The sequence below is a fragment of the Streptomyces sp. AC555_RSS877 genome, from assembly GCF_019049245.1.
In the GTDB taxonomy this organism is placed as follows: Bacteria; Actinomycetota; Actinomycetes; order Streptomycetales; family Streptomycetaceae; genus Streptomyces.
Genome location: NZ_JAGMUK010000216.1, coordinates 186,447 through 203,884, shown reverse-complemented (window position 1 = coordinate 203,884; position 17,438 = coordinate 186,447). Strand labels below are relative to the sequence as shown.

Genomic DNA, 17,438 nt, shown 5'->3' with positions numbered 1-17,438 from the left:
TCACACGCCCGTGCTGACGGGCGAGGTGTCGTTGGTGCGGCGCCTGCGCACCGCCCAGAACACGGTGCTGCCCGCGACGACCGTGACCCCGACGCCGATCACACCGGCGAGACCACCGGACAGGCGGGCGTCGTCCACGTCCTTGACGCCGTAGTCGGCGAGCGGGGAGTCCGCGGCCGCGTGCTCCTCGGTCTTCGCGTCGATGCCCTTGTCGGCGGCGACCTTCTCCAGACCGTCGGGGTTCGCGGAGGCGTAGAAGCTGACGAACCCTGCCAGGACGAGGGAGGTGACCAGGCCGACGGCCCACACCTTGCGGTGGGACCGGGCGGCGACCGGCACCGGTTCGGCGTCGGGCACGTCGACCAGCTCGCCGTTCACCCGCAGCTTCAGCTTCTGGTGCAGGCCACGGGCGCCGTACACGAGGTCCGGGCGGACGGCGACGACGGCGCCGACGGTCAGCGCGGTGATCGCGGCCTCGCCGACGCCGATCAGGATGTGCACGCCGACCATGGCGGTGGCGACCTTGCCGATCGAGACGTCGGTGGTGCCGCCGAGCCAGTAGAGGAAGGTGAAGGCGAGAGCCGCGGTGGGCACGGAGACCAGGGCGGCGACGAAGGAGGCGACGGTGATGGAGCGCCGCTTGCGGGGCAGCACCTTCACCAGCCCGCGGAAGAGGACGTAGGCGACGACCGTCGTGACGACGCCCATGACCGTGATGTTCACGCCGAGCGCGGTGAGGCCGCCGTCCGCGAACAGGATGCCCTGCATGAGCAGGACCACGGCAATGCACAGCACACCGGTGTAGGGGCCGACGAGGATCGCCGCGAGCGCACCGCCGAGCAGATGTCCGCTGGTCCCCGCCGCGACGGGGAAGTTCAGCATCTGCACGGCGAAGATGAACGCCGCCACCAGGCCGGCCAGCGGCGCGGTGCGTTCGTCCAGTTCACGGCGGGCGCCGCGCAGGCTCACAGCGACCGCGGCCGCGGCGACCGCGCCGGTCGCCACCGAGATGGGGGCGTCGATGAATCCGTCAGGAACATGCACCGTTCGATGATAGTGGCTTGTTGCGAACTACTTGCAAGAGAGGTGCACCACGAACAGCTGTCCGTAGCCAGGAGCAAGGAGCACGGCCCCGGGGGCGGAATCCGGGAAATATGCGACGCTGGAGAGGCAGTGGATGCACAGCTTCCGCACAGGTTACGCAGCGTGAGAGGCCCGTCACGATGTCTGTAGTCGAACAGTACGCGCGAGCCCACATCGTTTCGGACGCGGACGTCGTGGAGGACGAGGCCGTCCCGGTGATCCTTCGTTACGACCCCGAGACCGACCCGCGTTCGGTCCGGGTCGGTCTGCCGAGCACCCACGACGAGTGGACGTTCTCGCGCTCACTCCTCGAACAGGGGCTGCGCGCCCCGGTCGGCAGCGGAGAGGTCCGCGTGTGGCCGTGCGGCCGGGTGCAGGCCGTGGTCGAGTTCCACTCCGCGCAGGGCGTCTCGGTGGTGCAGTTCGAGACGAAGGCGCTGCTCAGGTTCCTGCGGCGGACGTACCTGGCGACGCCGGTGGGACGCGGGGAGTCAGCCGCCCAGCTTCAGCAGTGACGCCACGATCGGTCCCGCCGTCTCGCCGCCGTGGCCGCCCTGCTGGACCACGCCCGCGGCCGCCAGGTCGCCCCGGTACGCGGTGAACCAGCCGTTCGGCTTCTTCTGGCCGTCGACCTCCGCCGAACCGGTCTTCGCGCCGACGTTCCCGGTGACCCCGGACATCGCCTCGGCCGCCGTGCCGTAGGCCGCCGTGTACGCCATCAGCTCCCGCAGCTGGGAGAGGGTGCCCGCGGACAGGGTGCGCGAGGCCTTCGCCAGGGTGCGGTCGTCGACCGTCGGGGACACCAGGTAGGGCTGCTTGAAGGTGCCGGACGCGACCGTCGCCGACACCGACGCCATGTTCAGCGGATTCATCCGGACCCCGCCCTGCCCGATGAGCGAGGCCGCCATCTGGGCCGCGCTCTGCACCGGCACCGAGCCGTCGAAGGACGGCACACCGATGGCCCAGTTGTTCAGTCCCAGGCCGAACACCTGCTGGGCCTGCTTGGTCAGGTCGTCGTTCTCCAGGTCGGGCGCCTGGCTGATGAAGGCGGTGTTGCAGGACCGGGCGAAGCTCGCCTTGAAGGTGCCGCCCTTGATCTGGAACTTGTCGTCGTTCTGGAACTTCCAGCCGCCGTACGTGAAGTACTTCGGGCACGGATGCGGCTTGTCCGCCGACGCGAGCCCCTTCTCGATCAGCATCGACGAGGTGATGACCTTCATCGTGGAGCCCGGGGCGAGGGAGCCCTGGAAGGCGGTGTTGAAGCCGTGGGAGGCGTTCGCCGCGGCGAGGATCTCGCCCGTGGAGGGGCGCATCAGGACGACCGACGACCGTGCCTTCCTGGCCACCTGTGCCTCGGCCGCAGCCTGGAGCCTCGGGTCCAGGGTCGTCTTCACGGTGCCCGGCGTGCCCTTGCTCAGCTCCAGCAGGGTCTTGTCGGACGCCTTCGACGACTTCGCGGACGTGCCGCGCACGACCCGCAGCTCGATGCCCGCCTTGCCGCCGGCCGTCTTGCCGTACTTCTCGCGCAGCCCGTCCAGGACCGTGCCCAGCGATGGGTACTTCGCCTCGGTCAGCTCCCCGCCGTCCCGGTCGACCGCCTTGATCGGCGGGGTCCCGGACTCGCCGGTGACCAGGGTGTCGCCGTCCTGGAGGTCCGGGTGGAGGACGGAGGCGTGCCAGTCGACGACCGGCTTTCCGTCGCCGGTGCCGCGGACCACGGTGAGCGCGCTGTCGTACGACAGCGGCTTCTCGGTGCCCTTGTACGACACCGTCCCCTTCACGGAGAAGGGGACCTTGTCGCCGGTGCGCGCGCCCGCGGTGAGCGTGACGCCCTTGATGTGGGCGTCCTTGGTGTAGCCGGTCAGCAGGGCGGTGGCCGGCTTCGCGTCGTCGGTGGCGGCCGCGGCGGCGGTCACCTCGCCCTGCTGCCAGGCCGTGAGGAACTTCCGCGCGGCGGTGGTGACCTCGGTCGCCGACAGCGGACCGGACGGGATGTCCTTCGCCTTTTCCTCGGCGGTGGCGGACGTCGACTGGGTGCGGTCGTCGGCCGCGGCCCCGCCGCCGTACAGCGCGTAGACGCCGACGCCGGCGCCGCCGACCACCACGGCGATCATCCCGCCGATCACGGCGGGCTTGGTCTTCCGTCGCTCGGCGACGCGCCTTCTGTTACCCACAGCCTTCGATCCTCCGCAAGATCTCCAGGGTCCCCGTTGCCCTCATTCACCTCAACGACGACCCCACCCTAGAGTCCCGTCCCCTGCGGATGACTTCAGCCGGCAGCTCGTAGCACAGCTGCGACAATCGGCCCGGCCGCGTCGCCGCCGTGCCCGCCCTCCTCGGTCATCGCCGCCGCGGACACGTCGTCGCGGAAGCCGGTAAACCAGCTGTTGGACACGGCCTGCCCGTCGACCTCGGCGGAACCGGTCTTCGCGCCGATGTCGCCGCCGAGCCCGGCCATCGCCTTCTGGGCGGTGCCCTGGGTCGCGGTCAGCCGCATCATCTGCTTCAGCTGGGAGGCGGTGTTGTACGGCAGCCCCTTGGCGGTGGCCAGTTGGCGGTCGTCGAGCTGCGGCGACACCAGGTAGGGCTGGCGGAAGTCGCCGGTGATGGCGGTGGCCGTCACGGAGGCCATGTTCAGCGGGTTCATCTGGACCTGTCCCTGCCCGATGGCGTTGGCCGCGCGGTCCGGGCCGCCGGAGGCGGGGACACGGCCGTCGAAGGAGACGACGCCGGTCTTCCAGTCCAGGCCGATCCCGAAGCGCGTCTGCGCCTCGGTGGTCAGCGACTCGTCGGTGAGCGGCTTCTCGTCGATGAGCTTGACGAAGGCGGTGTTGCAGGACCGCAGGAAGCTGTTGGCGAGGGTGGCGTTCTCGTTGGGCTGCATGTTCGTGAGGTTCTTGAAGGTCTGGCTCTGCCACACGGCCGTGTTGTCGCAGGGCGCCGGACCGTTCATCGAGGTCACGCCGTTGTCTATGAGCATCGCGGCGGTGATGATCTTCATGGTGGAGCCGGGCGCGACGGTGCCCTCGAAGGCCGCGTTGAAGGCGTCCTCGCGGTTGTTCGCCACCGCCAGCACCTCACCCGTGCTGGGCTTGACGGCGACGACCGACGACTGGGCGTACAGCTTGACCGCCTTCTCCGCGGCGGCCTGCGCGGTCGCGCTGAGCGTGGTCTCCAGCTTGCCCGGCTTGCCCTCGACGAGCGTCAGCAGCGGGGTGTCGGCGGCGCCCCCGGCGGCGTGCCGGATCGCCAGTTCGACGCCGGGGGTGCCGCCGGCCTTGTCGCCGTACTTGCCGCGCAACGCGTCCAGGATCGGCCCCAGGGACGGGTACTTCTCCTCCGTCAGCACCGTCCCGTTCCGGTCCACGGCCTCGATCGGCGGGTTCGCCGACTCCTCGGTGACCAGGGTGTCGTCCCGCTGCAGCTCGGGGTGGATCACGGACGGCTGCCAGTCGACCAGCGCGCGCCCGGTGGTGACCCCGCGCACCACGGTCAGTTCGCTCTTGTACGTCAGCGGCTTGGACTTCCCGTCGTAGGCCACCTTCGCCTTCACCGTGTAGGGCACGGTGGCACCGGACGCCGCACCGGGAGTGATCTTCACGTCACTGATGTGGGCGGCCCCGGCGTAGGCCGTGAGCAGCGGCTCCGCCGCCGTGTCGTTGTTCGTGTACCCCGCCGCGTCCGCCGCGTCGCCCTTCTCCCAGGCCGCGAAGAACCTGCCGGTCGTCTCCTTGACCTCGTCCGCGCTCGGCGGCCCGCTCCTGACCTCGGCCGGACCGGCCGAACCCGTCCCGCCGCCCCCGTCCCCGCCGCCGTTCAGCGCGGACACGACGTTGTACGCCCCGTACCCCGCGCCGCCGACCATGACGGCGAACACACCGCCGATGACGGCGGTCTTCACCCCCTTGCCCATTGGGCTTCCCCTCCCCGTTGTGCCTTCCACGCATCTTCTGAACGCGTTCAGAAAGGCTCCTGATCGCTCGCACTCTATGCGGAAGCCGTGACGGCTGTAACGGGTGTTTCGCTTTTGTTGAGCGAATCGGTGGGAACACGTGACCGAATAGCACGACGCCCTACATTTGAGTACGGCTACTCATGCGGGCCCTCCCGCGCCTCGCCCAGGCTGGTCCCACCGACCAAGGGGGAGTCAATCGTGCGCAAGAACATCCCGGGCCTCGCACTGGCCGTCACGACCGCCGCCGTCCTGCTGACGGGTTGCTCGTCACAGGACGCGACCTGTGGCGGCGGCGAGTACGGCGTCCTCGCCGTGGGCAGCACCGGAAGCGCCTGCGTTCCCGACGACCAGGACCCGCCGAAGGGGTACGCCCGCTACCCCGAGGGCAAGGAGCCCGAGCACGTCGGCGACAAGTGGGACGTGTACTGGGAGACCCACACCGTCGACGAGAACGGCCGGATCATCGAGGTCTCCGGCTAGCCGGCACCAGGTGCCGGCCGGCTAGACCCAGGTGTCCAGCCACATCCGTGACCGCCACTGGTCTATCGGGATCGGGGTGCCCGTGAAGATCGGCCAGAAATAGACGAAGTTCCAGGCGATCAGCAGGACCAGGACACCCGCACCCGTGGCGCCCGCCACCCGGCGGGTGTCGCTGGAGCCGGGTGGGCCGATGATCGCGCCGAGGAGCATCGCGACGGCCAGGCAGAGGAACGGGACGAAGACGATCGTGTAGAAGAAGAAGATCGTGCGGTCCTGGTAGAGGAACCAGGGCAGGTAACCGGCCGCGATGCCGCAGGCGATCGCGCCGGCCCGCCAGTCGCGGCGGAAGAACCAGCGCCACAGGACGTACAGGATCGCGAAGCAGCCCACCCACCACAGCAGTGGCGTACCGATCGCCAGCACCTCACGGGCGCACTTCTCGCCCGCGTCGGCGGGGCAGCCGTCCTTGCCGGGCGCGGGGGACTCGTAGAAGTACGAGACCGGGCGGCCGGTGACGATCCAGCTCCACGGGTTGGACTGGTAGGTGTGCGGCGAGGAGAGGTTGATGTTGAACTTGTAGACCTCGTGCTCGTAGTGCCACAGGCTGCGCCACCACTCCGGGAAGAGCCACGACCAGCTGCTGCCCTTGCCGTCGGTCGCCGCCCAGTTGCGGTAGTAGCCGCCGGTGCCGTCGGACGGGGAGAGGATCCAGCCGGTCCACGAGACGATGTACGTGGCGATCGCGACCGGCACGGTGGCCAGGAACGCGAAGCCGAGATCGTGCTTGAGCACCGCCTCGTACGGGCGGCCCGCGCCCGCGACCCTGCGGGAGCCGACGTCCCACAGCACCGCCAGCACGCAGAAGAAGACGAGGACGTACAGGCCGTTCCACTTGGTGCCGATGGCCAGGCCCATCATCAGGCCCGCCAGCCAGCGCCAGGGGCGCCACCCGAAGCGGATGGTCTCGGCGATGTGCGCGTCGGGGCGGACCCGGCCGTCGGCGTCGGCCGGGAGCGCGGCGGCGAGCTTCTCACGCGCCCTGTCGCGGTCGATCAGCAGGCAGCCGAACGCGGCCAGCACGAAGAACATCAGCACGCCGTCGAGCAGCGAAGTGCGGGCCATCACGAACGCCAGGCCGTCCACCGCCATCAGTGCGCCGGCCAGGCAGCCGAGGAACGTGGAGCGGAACAGGCGGCGGCCGATCCGGCACAGCATCAGGATCGCCAGGGTGCCGAGCAGGGCGGTCATGAACCGCCAGCCGAAGGGGTTGAACCCGAAGATCAGCTCCCCGAGCCCGATGACGTACTTGCCGACCGGCGGGTGCACCACGTACGCCGGGTCCGTCGGGACCGGGACGTTCCCGTTGTTCGACAAAATCAGGTTGTTGACGTTCTTGTCCCAGTTGACCTCGAAGCCGCGGTGGACGAGGGCCCACGCGTCCTTCGCGTAGTACGTCTCGTCGAATATCACCGCCTTCGGGTTGCCCAGGTTCCAGAACCGGATGACGCCCGCGAACAGCGTCACCAGCAGCGGACCGCCCCAGGCGGACCAGCGGCCGATGCGCCCGGCGAACTCCTTGGACACCCCGAGGACCTGCCACAGCCGCGGGCTCGGCTCGACATAGGGCGGCACCAGGCGATCGCGGACGTCGCTTCTGGGCCCCGCCGCATAGCCGAAGCGGCGCAGCCGCTGCTGCCACGACGGCCGCTGGTCCTGGTGGGCCTGCTCCTGCCGGGTGTCCATGGAGGACGCGGTACTGGTCACCGCGCCATCGTAGGGAACGGCGCTGTGTGAGTCCCGTGGTTGGGCCCCTGCGAGGATGGAAACGTGACAGTTACGCCCGGAACCCTGGTCCTTGCCGGTACTCCCATCGGCGACATCTCCGACGCCCCGCCCCGGCTCGCCGAGGAACTGGCCGGTGCCGACGTCGTCGCCGCCGAGGACACCCGCCGACTGCGACGGCTCACGCAGGCGCTGGGCGTGACGCCCAAGGGGAGGGTCGTCTCCTACTTCGAGGGCAACGAGGCCGCCCGGACGCCCGAGCTGGTCGAGGCGCTGGTGGGCGGCGCCCGGGTGCTGCTGGTGACGGACGCGGGCATGCCGTCCGTGTCCGACCCCGGGTACCGGCTCGTCGCCGCCGCCGTCGAGAAGGACATCCGGGTCACGGCCGTACCGGGGCCGTCCGCCGTGCTCACCGCGCTCGCGCTGTCCGGGCTGCCCGTCGACCGGTTCTGCTTCGAGGGGTTCCTGCCCCGGAAGGCGGGCGAGCGGCTGTCCCGGCTGCGGGAAGTGGCCGAGGAGCGGCGCACCCTCGTCTACTTCGAGGCCCCGCACCGGCTCGACGACACCCTCGCGGCGATGGCCGAGGTGTTCGGCGCCGACCGGCGGGCCGCCGTGTGCCGGGAGCTGACCAAGACGTACGAGGAGGTCAGGCGCGGCGGGCTGGGTGAGCTGGCGGCGTGGGCGGCGGAGGGCGTACGCGGGGAGATCACCGTCGTCGTGGAGGGGGCGCCGGAGCGCGGCCCCGAGGAGCTCGACGCCGTGGAGCTGGTGCGGCGGGTGCGGGTGCGCGAGGAGGCGGGGGAGCGGCGCAAGGAGGCGATCGCCGCGGTGGCCGCCGAGGCGGGACTGCCCAAGCGGCAGGTGTTCGACGCGGTGGTGGCGGCGAAGAACGCGGGGGCGTGAACAGGGAGAACAGGGGGCGGATCGGGAGGACGAGGGGGCGTAAGGGTGGGCGCACGGCTTGTTGTGTGCACCCGGCGTACGCATCTTGTGAGCTGGCGCACACGACCCCTGAGCAGGGCGTATCTCCTCTGAGCGAGCGCCCCATGCATGCGCAAAGAGTCGGCCTGGAAGGCAAAGCCCCAAGACGGTCAAGGGGGCGGTTTGGCAAGGGACGCCCAAATCGACGCCAACACTCGACAGGCTTGCTGCGTTCATGCTGGTGGAGGCGTCCACTGAAGCGAGGGGCTCATCCGTCCCTCGATCCAGCGGACAACAGGAGCTGGCATGAGTGAGATCGCAGGGCAGACCGGACTCCGCGCCGGCGCCACGGCCGTCGTCCACGAGTCGTATTCCTTCGCCTGCATGCGCTGCGGGCACGGATGGGAGCAGTCGTACGAGATAGAGCACCACGTGGACGCCGACGACCACGAGTTCGTGCTGTACGTGGCGAACGGCCAGGTCGTGCCCTCCCCGCTCTCCCGGCCCACGTGCAGCAACTGCGACAACCACGTCGTACGGATCATGCGGCCGGGCCGGGTCGCGTCGGCCCGCGACGCGGCGTACCGGCAGCACCGCACGCCGCCCGCCGGTCCGGCGGAGGCACCGGCGTCCGACGCCGAGGGGCAGCAGCATCACTGGCACCTCTCCGACCTCCTGCACCCGTTCCAGCGCAAGGCGAGCTGACCCGCTCCGGCACCGTCGAAGGCATGCCCCTTTCGTAGGATCGGGGCATGCCTTCGAACGCCGACAAGAACGCCGCCCCGCCGCTCCCGGAACCCCTGCGGGTACCGGTCGCCGACTCCCACACCCACCTCGACATGCAGTCGGGGACCGTGGAGGAAGGGCTGGCCAAAGCAGCGGCGGTGGGCGTGACCACGGTCGTGCAGGTCGGCTGCGACGTGGCCGGCTCGCGGTGGGCGGCCGAGACGGCCGAACGCCACGACGCCGTCCACGCGACCGTCGCCCTGCACCCGAACGAGGCCCCGCGGATCGTTCACGGCGACCCCGACGGCTGGTCCCGGCAGGGCGCGCGCACCCCCGGCGGCGACGCGGGTCTCGACGAGGCCCTCGCCGAGATCGACCGGCTGGCGGCGCTGCCCCAGGTCAAGGGCGTCGGCGAGACGGGCCTCGACTACTTCCGCACCGGCCCCGAGGGCAAGGAGGCGCAGGAGAGGTCCTTCCGCGCCCACATAGAGATCGCCAAGCGGCACGGCAAGGCCCTGGTCATCCACGACCGGGACGCCCACGCCGACGTCCTGCGCGTGCTGAAGGAGGAGGGCGCCCCCGAGCGGACCGTCTTCCACTGCTACTCCGGCGACGCCGAGATGGCGGAGATCTGCGCCCGCGCCGGATACTTCATGTCCTTCGCCGGCAACGTCACCTTCAAGAACGCCCAGAACCTGCGGGACGCCGTGGCCACGGCGCCGGCGGAACTGCTCCTGGTGGAGACCGACGCGCCCTTCCTCACTCCGGTGCCGTACCGCGGACGGCCCAACGCCCCGTATCTCATTCCGGTCACGGTGCGGGCGATGGCCGCAGTGCGCGGCGTCGACGAGGACGCGCTGGCGTCGGCACTCGCCGCCAACACGGCACGCGCGTTCGACTACTGACCACGACCTGTCCGTCCCCCGACCACCCGACGGCAACGCTGGGTAGCCGCGTCGCTTTGGAGAGTGACGATCGCTCCGCTAGGTTCTGGGGGCCCGATCCGGACCCCTCTGGACCCCTCCGGCCCCTGGAGCGTGTCGGCGTGAGCAACTCGCAGCACCAGACGTACGAGACGTACGGCCCGAGCAAGCCGTACACCGACGTGCACAGCGCCCCGACGCTGGCCTACGGCGTGTACGTGGCGCCGCCCCCCTACGACGACACGTACACGCCCGCGCACGAGGCGCCCGCCCCCGTCGTACGCGCCGAGGGAAGCGGGCGGGCCGCGCGGCGGCGCAGGGCCCGGAACACCGAGCGCTCGGACGGCACCGTGCGCCGGCTGCTCCCCCAGGCGCTGGTCGTGGCGTTCCTCGCGGGTGGCACCACCGCCTTCGTCGCCGAGGACAAGGCGATCGAGCTCAGCGTCGACGGCCGGCCCCGCACCCTGCACACCTTCGCGGACGACGTCTCCGAACTGCTCGCCGAGGAGGGCGTGCAGGTCGGCCCGCACGACGTGGTCGCGCCCGCCCCCGGCGAGGACCTGGCCAGCGGCGACGAGGTCGCGGTGCGCTACGGCCGCCCCGTACGGCTCACGATCGACGGACACCGGCACGAGGTGTGGACCACGGCACGCACGGTGGAAGGGGCGCTTCAGCAGTTGGGAGTGCGTGCGCAGGGCGCCTATCTGTCGGTCTCGCGCTCCCTGCCCATCGGGCGCCGAGGGCTCGCACTGGACGTGCGGACCGAACGCGCCGTGACGGTCATGGCGGACGGGCGGGCCCGCACGATCCGTACCAACGCGGCGACCGTCCGGGAAGCCGTCGAGCAGGCCGGGATCACCCTGCGCGGGCAGGACACCACGTCCGTCGCTCCGGACAGCTTCCCGCGCGACGGGCAGACCGTCACCGTGCTGCGGATCACGCGCATCAAGGAGGTCCGCGACGAGGCGATCCCCTTCGAGGTGGAGCGGACCGAGGACCCCTCCCTGTTCCGGGGCACCGAGATCGTCGACCGGGCCGGGCAGCCGGGGCTGCGGCGGATCACGTACTCCCTGCAGACCGTCAACGGGGTCCGGCAGAAGCCGCGGCGGACCCGGACCGAGGTCGTGCGGGAGCCGCGCGCGCAGGTGGTCAGGGTGGGCACGAAGCCGCTGCCGATGTCCGTGCGGGGCGCCGACGACCTGGACTGGCAGGGCCTCGCGACCTGCGAGTCCGGGGGACGGCCGGGCGCGGTCGATCCTTCGGGGACGTACGGCGGGCTGTACCAGTTCGACACCCGGACCTGGCAGAGCCTCGGCGGCAAGGGGCGCCCGCAGGACGCCTCGGCGGCGGAACAGACGTTCCGGGCGAAGAAGCTGTACGTGCGCCAGGGGGCGAGCCCCTGGCCGCACTGCGGGACCCGCTTGCAGGGGTGAGCGTCGGGCGTCCCACGACCGAGCTGCGGGCAGTCGTGCCGCTGAGGCGATGGGGGTCCCCCCGCTCGAGCGAAGTCGAGAGTGGGGGAGGGTGGGCGCAGCGGCACCCCGCAACGCCGGGCTGCGCGACCCACCCTGGCCCAGCCCCGACGCCGAGCGGGTGCCGCCCCGGCGGCCTGACTGCCTGCAGCTGGGGCCGTACGCCCGCGGCCTGGCCCGCCCGTACCCTTGTCCCCGTGAACAGCCCCACCTCCGACGCCCTCCTGGGCCCCGCCGACGTCCGCGAACTCGCGGCAGCGCTCGGTGTGCGTCCCACCAAGCAGCGCGGTCAGAACTTCGTGATCGATGCGAACACGGTCCGCCGCATCGTCCGCACCGCCGGGGTCCGCCCCGACGACACGGTGGTCGAGGTGGGACCGGGACTCGGCTCGCTCACGCTCGCCCTGCTGGAGGCCGCCGACCGGGTCGTCGCCGTCGAGATCGACGACGTCCTCGCCGGCGCGCTGCCCGCCACGGTCGCGGCGCGGATGCCGGACCGGGCCGACCGGTTCGCGCTGGTGAACTCCGACGCCATGCAGGTGCGGGAGCTGCCGGGCCCCGCCCCGACCGCGCTGGTCGCGAACCTGCCGTACAACGTGGCCGTGCCGGTCCTGCTGCACATGCTCGACACCTTCCCGAGCATCGAGCGCACCCTCGTCATGGTCCAGGCCGAGGTCGCCGACCGGCTCGCCGCTCCGCCCGGTTCGCGGGTCTACGGCGTCCCGTCGGTCAAGGCGAACTGGTACGCCGAGGTCAAGCGGGCCGGCTCCATCGGCCGCAAGGTCTTCTGGCCCGCCCCGAACGTCGACAGCGGGCTGGTCTCGCTGGTGCGGCGGGCCGAGCCGCTCAAGACCACCGCCTCCCGGCACGAGGTCTTCGCCGTCGTCGACGCCGCGTTCGCGCAGCGGAGGAAGACCCTGCGGGCCGCGCTCGCCGGCTGGGCGGGGTCGGCGGCCGCCGCCGAGGCCGCCCTGATCGCCGCCGGGGTCTCGCCGCAGGCACGCGGGGAGGCCCTGACGGTGGAGGAGTTCGCCCGGATCGCCGAGAACAAGACAGACGCCGAGAACACGTCGGACGCCGGCGACAAGACGGACGCCGACAACGCGGGCAACGCCGACACCGAGGAGCAGGCCGAGCAGTGAGCGTCACCGTGCGGGTCCCCGCCAAGGTCAACGTCCAACTCGCGGTCGGCGCCGCCCGTCCCGACGGCTTCCACGACCTGGCCAACGTCTTCCTCGCGGTCGGCCTCTACGACGAGGTGACGGTGACCCCGGCCGACGAACTGCGCGTGACCTGCGCGGGGCCGGATGCGGGCCAGGTCCCCCTGGACCGCACGAATTTGGCGGCGCGCGCGGCGGTCGCCCTCGCCGAGCGCCACGGCCTCGACCCCGCCGTGCACCTCCACATCGCCAAGGACATCCCGGTGGCGGGGGGCATGGCGGGCGGCAGCGCGGACGGCGCCGGAGCCCTCGTCGCCTGCGACGCGTTGTGGGGCACGAACGCCTCCCGCGAGGAACTCCTCGACATCTGCGCCGAGCTGGGCAGCGACGTGCCGTTCAGCCTGGTCGGCGGGGCGGCCCTCGGCACCGGGCGCGGCGAGAAACTGCGGCTCCTGGAGGTGGGCGGGACCTTCCACTGGGTGTTCGCGATGGCGGAGCGCGGGCTGTCCACGCCGGCCGTCTTCCGCGAGTTCGACCGGCTGGCGGAAGGGCGGGACGTTCCCGAGCCGGTCGCCTCCCAGCCGCTGCTCGACGCCCTCGCCAAGGGCGATCCCCACGCGCTCGCCGCCGCCGTCTCCAACGACCTCCAGCCCGCGGCCCTCTCCCTCTTCCCGGAACTCGCCGACACCCTTGCGGCCGGGCGGGCCGCCGGTGCCCTGGCCACCCTCGTCTCGGGCTCGGGCCCGACCACGGCGTTCCTCGCCCGGGACGCCGAGTCGGCGACGAAGGTGGCGGAGGCCCTGCACACGTCCGGCACGTGCAGGAGCGTACGGACGACTTCCGGGCCGGCACCGGGGGCCACGATCAGGCGCTGATCCCCGGGTGGGGGTGCGTCCCTGGGGGGCTCCGCCCCCAGACCCCCGGACCTGTGCCCACCCACCACCCGACTCGGTGGGTCGAGAGGTGACCGTTGCAACCCACCGAGTCGGGTGGTGGGTGGGCGAAGGCCGTGGGCCTGGGGGCGGAGCCCCCAGGAGACGGGACGGGAAGGGGCGGCGGGGGCGAGAACCCCGGCCCGGGGATGACCACCCGCCCCGCCGACTACTCTGGAAGGTCGATCGTCCCCCTTGTCAGGAGAGTAATGGCCGTCAATCTGGTCAATGTCGAGAACGTCAGCAAGGTGTACGGCACCCGTGCCCTGCTGGACGGCGTCTCGCTCGGCGTCTCCGAGGGCGACCGCATCGGGGTGGTCGGGCGGAACGGCGACGGCAAGACGACGCTGATCCGGATGCTCGCCAAGCTGGAGGACGCCGACACCGGCCGGGTCACGCACTCGGGCGGACTGCGGACCGGGGTGCTGACCCAGCACGACTCCCTCGACCCGACGGCCACCGTCCGACACGAGGTCATCCGGGACATGGCCGACCACGAGTGGGCCGGGAACGCGAAGATCAGGGACGTCCTCACCGGGCTGTTCGGCGGGCTCGACATGCCAGGGTTCCCGCAGGGGCTCGACACCGTCATCGCCCCGCTCTCCGGCGGTGAGCGGCGCCGCATCGCGCTCGCCAAGCTGCTCATCGAGGAGCAGGACCTGATCGTCCTGGACGAGCCCACCAACCACCTCGACGTGGAGGGCATCGCCTGGCTCGCCCGGCACCTGCGCGAGCGCCGCTCCGCGCTCGTCTGCGTGACCCACGACCGGTGGTTCCTGGACCAGGTCTGCACCCGGATGTGGGACGTGCAGAAGGGCGACGTCTACGAGTACGAGGGCGGCTACTCCGACTACGTCTTCGCGCGCGCCGAGCGTGAGCGCATCGCCGCCACGGAGGAGACCAAGCGGCAGAACCTGGTCCGCAAGGAGCTGGCGTGGCTGCGACGCGGCGCCCCGGCCCGTACGTCCAAGCCGCGCTTCCGCGTGGAGGCGGCCAACGAGCTCATCGCGGACGTGCCGCCGCCCCGCGACAGCAGCGAGCTGATGAAGTTCGCCTCGACGCGGCTCGGGAAGACCGTTTTCGACCTGGAGGACGTGACCGTCCAGGCCGGTCCCAAGGTGCTGCTCAAGCACGTGACCTGGCAGCTCGGCCCGGGCGACCGGATCGGTCTGGTCGGGGTGAACGGCGCCGGGAAGACCTCCCTGCTGCGGGCCATGGCCGAGGCCGCCCTGACGCAGGGCGAGACGCAGCCGGCCGGCGGGCGGATCGCCGTGGGCAGGACCGTGAAGCTCGCCTACCTCTCCCAGGAGGTCGCCGAACTCGACCCGACCTGGCGGGTGGTGCAGGCAGTCCAGCAGGTGCGGGAGCGCGTCGACCTCGGCAAGGGGCGCGAGATGACCGCCGGGCAGCTGTGCGAGACGTTCGGCTTCAACAAGGAGAAGCAGTGGACGCCCGTCGGTGACCTGTCCGGCGGTGAGCGGCGCCGGCTGCAGCTGCTGCGTCTCCTCATGGACGAGCCCAACGTCCTCTTCCTCGACGAGCCCACCAACGACCTCGACATCGAGACGCTGACCCAGCTGGAGGACGTACTCGACGGCTGGCCCGGCTCCATGGTCGTCATCTCCCACGACCGGTTCTTCATCGAGCGCACCACCGACCGCGTCTTCGCCCTCCTCGGCGACGCCACCCTGCGGATGCTGCCGCGCGGCATCGACGAGTACCTGGAGCGGCGCCGGCGCATGGAGGAGGTGGCGGCCGCCTCGGTCCCCGCACCGGCCGTCACCAAGGCCGTACCGGAAAAGAGCGCAGCCGACCAGCGCGTCGCGAAGAAGGAACTCCAGAAGATCGAGCGGCAGTTGGACAAGGTCTCCCAGAAGGAGACCAGGCTGCACGCGCAGATCGCGGACAACGCCACGGACTTCGAGAAGGTGGCCAAACTCGACGCCGAGCTGCGGGACTTGGCCGCCGAGCGGGACGACCTGGAGCTGCGATGGCTGGAACTCGCCGAGGACGCGTGAAGGGCGCGTGAAGGCGCATAACGAGGGCGTCACGGGCCGGTCCTCCCTTGGGAACAGGGGGAGAACCGGCCCGGTGCGTTGTCGGCCCCGAGTGATAGAAAGAGCCGTCTGAGAACTTTCTGAGTACGACTCTGGGTCCATCACGCACCTCAGGGCGTGGCTAAAAATCAGTGACTGAACGGGGGGACGCGCTGATGACTCAGCCGCCCAGCCAGCCGCCGCAGGGTGGCTTCGGAGCGCCGCAGGACCAACCACCACAGCAGCAGGGCGGCGGCTTCGGAGCGTCGCCACCGCCACCGCCGCCGCAGGCTCCCCCGCAGCCCGGTTACGGCTATCCGCAGCAGCCCGCGCAACCGTCCGGCCCGTACGACCAGTCCGGTCCGTACGGCGGGCAACAGCCGGGCCCCTATGGTCAGCCCGGACCGTACGGCCAGCCGCAGCAGCCGGGACCGTACGGCCAGCCGCAGCCGGGGCCGTACGCGCAGCCGCAGGGGTACGGCTATCCGCCGCAGCCCCAGTTCCCGGGCGCGCCCGGCACCCCGCCGCCCGGCTCCGGCAACCGGTTCAAGGGCAAGCCGGCCGTCATCATCGGTGCCGCCGTGGCGGTGCTGCTCGTCATCGGCGGGACCGTGTTCGCGGTCACCGGCGGCGGTGACGACGGCAAGGAGCCGATCGCCCAGAAGAGCGACGACCCCAAGCCCACCGCGTCCGACTCCCCGGTCAACCCCGGTGACGGCAGCGGTGCCGGCGGCGCGGACCCGGAGAACCTCAACGAGGGCCGGCAGGCCGGCGAGGCCAAGGTGCTCTGGTACAAGGAGGCACCCGACGCGCCCGGTGACGGTGCCGAGGCCCCCGGCATGTGGATCACCGACAAGACCGCGGTGAAGGCGGCGTACAAGCAGCTCGTCGCCTACAACGTCGGTGATGGCGCCCCCACCTGGGACACGGTCACCTTCCCGCAGAAGATCTGCGCGGTCACCCCGCAGCAGACGTCCGACGACAAGATCGTCGTCGCGTACATGGACGGCGTCAGTGACCGCGCCGAGTGCAACCAGCTCCAGGAGATCGACCTCAACACCGGTGCGAAGGGCTGGACCGGCGAGGTCGCGGACGGCGCGCTGTTCGACAGCACCGCCTCGATCGAGCTCTCCATCACCGGCAAGACGCTGATGGTGGGCCGCTCGCAGTCCGGCACGGCCTACGACGTGAGGACCGGGAAGAAGCTCTTCGACAAGAAGCGGTACGGCGACGCCTGTTTCCCGAAGGCGTTCGCGGGCGGCGCCCGGCTGGTCGTCGCCGCGTCCTGTAACGCCGGCCAGGCGACGGAGCACGACGAGGTGCAGGAACTGGATCCCACGACCGGCAAGGTCAGGTGGACCCAGAAGTTCGGCAAGGGCTGGTCCGTCGAGCACACGTACTCCCTCGACCCGCTGGTCATCTACAGCACCAACGACGACAAGGACGCGTGGAACATCTCCGCGGTCACCGCCGCAGGCAAGTTCCGCTCGCAGGTCGCCTTCGACGAGGACTTCGCCCCCGAGTGCGGCTGGGGATTCCTCGGCGGTGACCTCCAGGCATGCGAGGGCGTGGCCGCCGACGCCGACACGCTCTACCTGCCCACCGAGGCGACCACCGGGGCGAACGAGGTCGTCGCGATCAACCTCGCCGACGGCAAGGAGAAGTGGCGCGTCAAGTCCCCCGCGGACGAGTCGATGCTGCCGCTGAAGGTCGAGGGCGGCAAGCTCATCGCGTATGTGCAGCCGTCGTACGACTCGGGCGGCCGGATCGTGTCGATCCCGACGACCGGCGGCAAGCACACCCCGTCGACGCTGCTGCAGATGCCGACGGGCACCGCGGACATCGAGAGCAGCTTCTACTCGAAGGCCATCGACTGGGTCGACGGACGCTTCTACATCTCGACCACCCGGCTGGCCGGGGACACCGACGAGAAGGAGAAGTTGATGCTCGCCTACGGCAAGTGACTCT

Annotated in this window: 14 protein-coding genes; 10 read left to right on the top strand and 4 right to left on the bottom strand. The window is 71.1% G+C overall.

What is annotated here, in order from left to right; all coding sequences use genetic code 11:
• Positions 1 to 1,044: an energy-coupling factor ABC transporter permease gene (locus KUM49_RS43400; RefSeq protein ID WP_217242455.1), complete on the bottom strand. Its 1,044-nt coding sequence runs from the start codon at positions 1,042 to 1,044 to the stop codon at positions 1 to 3.
• Positions 1,045 to 1,223: 179 nt separating this feature from the next.
• Here KUM49_RS43400 and KUM49_RS43395 point away from each other — a divergent pair, with 179 nt between their 5' ends.
• On the top strand, positions 1,224 to 1,598 hold the full coding sequence (locus tag KUM49_RS43395) for an SsgA family sporulation/cell division regulator (RefSeq protein WP_217242454.1): 375 nt from the start codon (positions 1,224 to 1,226) through the stop codon (positions 1,596 to 1,598).
• Here the strand turns inward: KUM49_RS43395 and KUM49_RS43390 are convergent.
• Both KUM49_RS43390 and KUM49_RS43385 read right to left on the bottom strand, forming a co-directional pair.
• Positions 1,575 to 3,257, bottom strand: a complete 1,683-nt coding sequence (locus tag KUM49_RS43390; protein WP_217242453.1) for a penicillin-binding transpeptidase domain-containing protein — start codon at positions 3,255 to 3,257, stop codon at positions 1,575 to 1,577. The two genes, KUM49_RS43395 and KUM49_RS43390, sit on opposite strands and share 24 nt — an antisense overlap.
• 95 nt (positions 3,258 to 3,352) lie before the next feature.
• Positions 3,353 to 4,996: a penicillin-binding transpeptidase domain-containing protein gene (locus KUM49_RS43385; RefSeq protein ID WP_217242452.1), complete on the bottom strand. Its 1,644-nt coding sequence runs from the start codon at positions 4,994 to 4,996 to the stop codon at positions 3,353 to 3,355.
• Between the two features lie 240 nt (positions 4,997 to 5,236).
• Here KUM49_RS43385 and KUM49_RS43380 point away from each other — a divergent pair, with 240 nt between their 5' ends.
• Complete coding sequence (locus KUM49_RS43380) at positions 5,237 to 5,518, top strand: SCO0607 family lipoprotein (protein WP_217242451.1); 282 nt, start codon at positions 5,237 to 5,239, stop codon at positions 5,516 to 5,518.
• 21 nt (positions 5,519 to 5,539) lie between these two features.
• Here the strand turns inward: KUM49_RS43380 and KUM49_RS43375 are convergent, their stop codons facing one another.
• Positions 5,540 to 7,282 (bottom strand): dolichyl-phosphate-mannose--protein mannosyltransferase, encoded by a 1,743-nt coding sequence (locus KUM49_RS43375; protein WP_217242450.1) that lies wholly within the window; start codon positions 7,280 to 7,282, stop codon positions 5,540 to 5,542.
• A 63-nt stretch (positions 7,283 to 7,345) separates the two neighbouring features.
• Between KUM49_RS43375 and rsmI the strand changes: the two genes are divergently transcribed.
• The 8 genes from rsmI to KUM49_RS43335 all read left to right on the top strand — a co-directional run bounded on the left by rsmI (position 7,346) and on the right by KUM49_RS43335 (position 17,434).
• The gene (gene rsmI, locus KUM49_RS43370) at positions 7,346 to 8,203 is read left to right on the top strand and encodes a 16S rRNA (cytidine(1402)-2'-O)-methyltransferase (RefSeq protein WP_217242449.1); all 858 of its coding nucleotides are present in this window, start codon (positions 7,346 to 7,348) and stop codon (positions 8,201 to 8,203) included.
• Between the two features lie 324 nt (positions 8,204 to 8,527).
• Complete coding sequence (locus KUM49_RS43365; protein WP_217242448.1) at positions 8,528 to 8,926, top strand: hypothetical protein; 399 nt, start codon at positions 8,528 to 8,530, stop codon at positions 8,924 to 8,926.
• Between the two features lie 47 nt (positions 8,927 to 8,973).
• Entirely contained in the window at positions 8,974 to 9,852 is an 879-nt protein-coding gene (locus KUM49_RS43360) for a TatD family hydrolase (protein ID WP_217242447.1), read from the top strand.
• A gap of 140 nt (positions 9,853 to 9,992) precedes the next feature.
• Complete coding sequence (locus KUM49_RS43355; protein WP_217242446.1) at positions 9,993 to 11,303, top strand: resuscitation-promoting factor; 1,311 nt, start codon at positions 9,993 to 9,995, stop codon at positions 11,301 to 11,303.
• Between the two features lie 236 nt (positions 11,304 to 11,539).
• A complete protein-coding gene (rsmA, locus tag KUM49_RS43350) occupies positions 11,540 to 12,484 on the top strand; it encodes a 16S rRNA (adenine(1518)-N(6)/adenine(1519)-N(6))-dimethyltransferase RsmA (protein WP_217242445.1) in 945 nt (314 codons plus the stop codon).
• On the top strand, positions 12,481 to 13,377 hold the full coding sequence (locus KUM49_RS43345) for a 4-(cytidine 5'-diphospho)-2-C-methyl-D-erythritol kinase (protein WP_217242444.1): 897 nt from the start codon (positions 12,481 to 12,483) through the stop codon (positions 13,375 to 13,377). The genes rsmA and KUM49_RS43345 overlap by 4 nt, the downstream gene beginning before the upstream one ends.
• Before the next feature lie 266 nt (positions 13,378 to 13,643).
• Positions 13,644 to 15,452 carry an ABC-F family ATP-binding cassette domain-containing protein gene (locus KUM49_RS43340; protein ID WP_217242443.1) on the top strand — a complete coding sequence of 603 codons (1,809 nt, stop codon included), beginning with the start codon at positions 13,644 to 13,646 and terminating at the stop codon, positions 15,450 to 15,452.
• A 194-nt stretch (positions 15,453 to 15,646) separates the two neighbouring features.
• Positions 15,647 to 17,434, top strand: a complete 1,788-nt coding sequence (locus KUM49_RS43335) for a PQQ-binding-like beta-propeller repeat protein (RefSeq protein ID WP_217242442.1) — start codon at positions 15,647 to 15,649, stop codon at positions 17,432 to 17,434.
• Positions 17,435 to 17,438: the final 4 nt, after the last annotated feature.

Excerpts from the sequence above, each read along its gene's own strand:
- KUM49_RS43395 (WP_217242454.1), top strand. The coding sequence starts at position 1,224 with ATGTCTGTAGTCGAACAGTACGCGCGAGCCCACATCGTTTCGGACGCG.
- KUM49_RS43385 (WP_217242452.1), bottom strand. The coding sequence starts at position 4,996 with ATGGGCAAGGGGGTGAAGACCGCCGTCATCGGCGGTGTGTTCGCCGTC.
- KUM49_RS43365 (WP_217242448.1), top strand. The coding sequence starts at position 8,528 with ATGAGTGAGATCGCAGGGCAGACCGGACTCCGCGCCGGCGCCACGGCC.
- KUM49_RS43360 (WP_217242447.1), top strand. The coding sequence starts at position 8,974 with ATGCCTTCGAACGCCGACAAGAACGCCGCCCCGCCGCTCCCGGAACCC.
- KUM49_RS43340 (WP_217242443.1), top strand. The coding sequence starts at position 13,644 with ATGGCCGTCAATCTGGTCAATGTCGAGAACGTCAGCAAGGTGTACGGC.
- KUM49_RS43335 (WP_217242442.1), top strand. The coding sequence starts at position 15,647 with ATGACTCAGCCGCCCAGCCAGCCGCCGCAGGGTGGCTTCGGAGCGCCG.